At 57.5% G+C, this 3,656-nt stretch carries 4 protein-coding genes; 3 read left to right on the plus strand and 1 reads right to left on the minus strand.

Annotated elements, in window-relative coordinates; all coding sequences use genetic code 11:
* The coding region (locus ABIZ35_RS20510; protein WP_348221787.1) for a DUF5107 domain-containing protein at window positions 1-785 on the minus strand (785 nt) is incomplete at its 3' end.
* Between the two features lie 224 nt (window positions 786-1,009).
* Between ABIZ35_RS20510 and ABIZ35_RS20515 the strand changes: the two genes are divergently transcribed.
* The 3 genes from ABIZ35_RS20515 (at window position 1,010) to ABIZ35_RS20525 (ending at window position 3,288) form a co-directional block, all read left to right on the plus strand.
* The gene (locus ABIZ35_RS20515; protein WP_348221788.1) at window positions 1,010-1,840 is read left to right on the plus strand and encodes a helix-turn-helix domain-containing protein; all 831 of its coding nucleotides are present in this window, start codon (window positions 1,010-1,012) and stop codon (window positions 1,838-1,840) included.
* 75 nt (window positions 1,841-1,915) lie between these two features.
* Entirely contained in the window at window positions 1,916-2,641 is a 726-nt protein-coding gene (locus ABIZ35_RS20520) for an NAD(P)-dependent oxidoreductase (protein ID WP_348221789.1), read from the plus strand.
* Window positions 2,642-2,757: 116 nt separating this feature from the next.
* Entirely contained in the window at window positions 2,758-3,288 is a 531-nt protein-coding gene (locus ABIZ35_RS20525) for a hypothetical protein (protein WP_348221790.1), read from the plus strand.
* Window positions 3,289-3,656: the final 368 nt, after the last annotated feature.

Genomic DNA, 3,656 nt, shown 5'->3' on the forward strand with positions numbered 1-3,656 from the left:
GGCACCGGGATGTTGCGGTACCAGTCGAGCCGGTCGCCGTCGGGGCGGTCGGCGGTCACCTGGGCCGGGTAGTCCACGCCGTAGTAGTGGCCGTGCACTTCGGGGAAGGTGGCGACGGCGCGCTTGGCGTGGTCGGCGACGTGGGTGACGTCGGGCGGCAGGAACGATTGATACCCCTCGTGGACATCGGCGCAGAGGTTCGCCCACCACAGAAATGTCTGAACGAAGGGGGTACGGTTGTGGGCCCGAACCTTGAGCTCCACGTACGCCTTCTCAGGATGGAGGCAAACGCCGTGCATGCCCTTCATATGGGTCAGCGGGTCGTGGTCGCCGCACCAGATGATCGCGGAACCGTCGGCGCACCGCTCGATCTCAAATTCGACCGGCATGAATGTTGCCGGCCGGTGGTGCTGGGGCCAGTTGAACTCGATGCCGCCGGAAATCCAGGGGCCGGCGAGGCCGACCAGCGCGGGCTTGATCACGGGCTGCCGATAGATCACATTATATCCGTTGGTCTTGTCCTGGATCACATGGATACGTCCGCCGATTTCCGGCAGAACCATCACTTTAAGATATTCGTTCTCCAGCCAGACCGCTTGCCAGACATGGTCAGTCGCGGTATCGTCGATCCGATCGGTGAAGGGCAGGGGATAGACCTTGCCGCTGCTGCCCTGGTAGACGCGCTTCTCCAGAAACATCGGGTTCTTGTCCGGCGCGTGTGGAAGATATGTCGGAATAACGACGTCCTCACTCCAGGCGCGGACATCGTCGGTTCTCTCGGTCATGGATCGTGGCTCCGGGGATACTATGAATATCCCACTGACATACAAAGTCGAAATTATTTTAGATAGCGATTAGTGCAAATGCGCCGCGCTCATAATGTTTTCATGGGAACTCGCAATCACTCTGTCGCTGATAGAGATATTATAAACGCGAAGGGGGCGAGGCGCAATAGAGAGGAACGCTATAAACTTATTGATTTCTGCTATTATATTTTTGAGGAAAAAGTATGATCAAAGACCGGGTCGCCCTCGACCTGCCCGAGTACCTGCATCTTTTGACAGGTTACTATCACAAAGACGCCGCCTATCGGTCCGTGCGTGAGAAGGGGACGGACGACTGGCAAGTGATCGCCACGCTCGGCGGCTCGGGAAGATTTGGCTCGGGAGAATCGTCCTTCGTTACCCAACGGCGAGACATCGTCCTCACTCGTCCGGGCGTGGCGCATGACTATGGCTCCGCGCCCGGCTCCGACGGATGGGAACTGCTCTGGGCGCATTTCCAGCCGCGCTCGCACTGGTACAACTGGCTAATCTGGGCGCCGGACGGCGACGGGCCGATGTCGATCCGTCTGTCCGAAGAGCGCTGGGAGCGCGCCCTCTCCGCGCTGCGGCGCAGTCACCATCTGGCGTCCGGCGCGCAGCCGCATGGTCTGGACTTCGCCATGAACGCGCTGGAAGAGACGATCCTGGTCTGTCACAGCCAGGTCATGCAGGGGCAGCCGACAATGGATGAGCGCGTCAGCCAGGCGCTGCGTTATATCCACACCCATCTCGCAGAAAAGATCAGCGTACCGTTCCTCGCGGATATGACGGCGCTGTCGCCCTCGCGCCTCGCCCATCTGTTCCAAAAGCAGCTCGGCGTGGCGCCCATGCAGTATCTCGACTTGCAGCGCATCGAACGCTCAAAGCTTCTGCTGGAGCGCACCAGCAGCGGGATCAAGCACATCGCCGAAGAAGTCGGCATGGACCCTGTTTATTTCTCCCTGCGCTTCAAGCAGCACACAGGCGTCAGCCCGCGCGAGTACCGCCAGCGGGCGATCACAGCAACAAGCCGCTAAATCTATGCCAGCCTGACGAAGTTAACCGTAACGGCGTTCGGCGGGGCGGGTGGTCGGATTCGAAAGGAATAGATTTTGAATGTTCTCGTCATCGGCGGTTCCGGCTATTTGGGTACGCTCGTTTTGCCTCTCCTGGCCGAGCGTCATCGGCTGAGAGTGTTCGATCCGCGACCTCCGGCGGATCCCGCGCTGGAGTATGTCCAGGGCAGCGTCTGCGACTATGCAGCCCTGACGGGCGCCGTAGAGGGAACGGATGCGGTGCTGTATATGGCGATGGGCCATTACATTCCGGTGAACGGCGATGATTGGGGGCAAATCGAATCGCACTCAAACGCCTTCGATGTGAGCGTCAAGGGGCTTTATTTGGCGCTGCACGCCGCCCATCAGGCGGGCGTTCAGCACGCCGTTTACACCAGCAGCATGTCGGTTTATGGCGACAATGGTTTGGGACGGAATGGCTCTGACGAGGATACGCCTCCCGATTCCTACTCTGTCTATGGGCTGACGAAACGTATGGGCGAGGAGGTGTGCCGCAGCGCCTGCCACCGGTGGGAAATGAGCGTCAACGCCTTACGCCTTTACATGCCCGTATCCGAAGAGCAATGGCTTGCGGAGGCAGCCTGCGGCGAACCCACGCCCTGGACAACCTCGGAGGATACGGCGCGCGCGCTGCTAGCGGCGCTGGAGTACCGGGACGGCTTTCAGGCGTTCACCATCAGCGGCGACTACGAGCAAAGGCTGCTGAGCATCGCGAAATCAAAGCGGCTTCTGGGATGGGAGCCGCTTGCGCGGCTCCGCTAACACAGATCTGGCCTCCCGTAAGGATGCCCTTTCCTATCGCGCCTCATCAATGCTCATTCGGAATCGAATGAAGAATTGAGCAGGCATTATCGTGAGGGCGATAAAGATAGTGAGATATGACAAACACGAAACGAGAAAAACTTACGGGCTGCGTCCCTCATCAAGAGGATGTCGCGAACAAGATCGTGGGCCGAGACGCCTACATTGAGCGCTTGAAAAATGGCGAAACCGTGGTGTTTGGTGAGCCGGGCAATTCAATGGACCCGATTATTAAGCACCGTCAGAAATGTGTCTACGCCCCCGTGGGTGATCCTGGACTGCTGGAGCGGGGACAGGTGGTCTTCTGCAAGGTCGGCCCATTCCATTACACGCATATGATCAAGCAGATCCGGCATGAGAGCGGCGAATGGATGTTTCTCATCTGCCGTCGCGATGGAAGGGAAAACGGCTGGACGCCGCTGAGCAATGTCTACGGCAGGGTGATCGAAGTGCTGCCGACGTCCGTGACGCAGAAACAGATTGATGTGATCCTGAGAGATTACAACGCGCATCTGCCGCAGGCTGCCGCGAATGTTTCTGAGAAGCCTTCTGCCTTGCTAAAGCGTGAGAAGGCCAAGAAGTCTTCCGGGAGAGGCCGTAAATTATAACGTCCATCTCAGCCGCCTCCTGGCCGAGCGCGATCGGGAAGTCGATATGATTAAGGAACTGTTCCGCTGATTTCTACGCTTATTGATGAGCTCGCCAAATGGCGTTTGTCTTCCGATATCGCTGCAAATGGCCTGCTTATCATTGGATCCCGAAAAATGTAGTGGTTATGTGCTCGGTTACATAAATAAAAAGCCCCAAAAATCATCTAAAATTGTACAAGAGCACATTTTTCGTTGCAAGATATTGACTCTCTGTCTCTGATATAACGTGCAGGCTTGGTTGTGGGTATAAATGGTCATGAAACGACCCGATCACCGTTCCCAACAGCAAATCGTTGAAGACGACCGTCGTGAAGCCCTGCGTCTTC

The sequence above is a fragment of the Capsulimonas sp. genome (genome assembly GCF_039929585.1).
GTDB lineage: Bacteria > Armatimonadota > Armatimonadia > Armatimonadales > Capsulimonadaceae > Capsulimonas.

Excerpts from the sequence above, each read along its gene's own strand:
- ABIZ35_RS20515 (WP_348221788.1), top strand. The coding sequence starts at position 1,010 with ATGATCAAAGACCGGGTCGCCCTCGACCTGCCCGAGTACCTGCATCTT.
- ABIZ35_RS20525 (WP_348221790.1), top strand. The coding sequence starts at position 2,758 with ATGACAAACACGAAACGAGAAAAACTTACGGGCTGCGTCCCTCATCAA.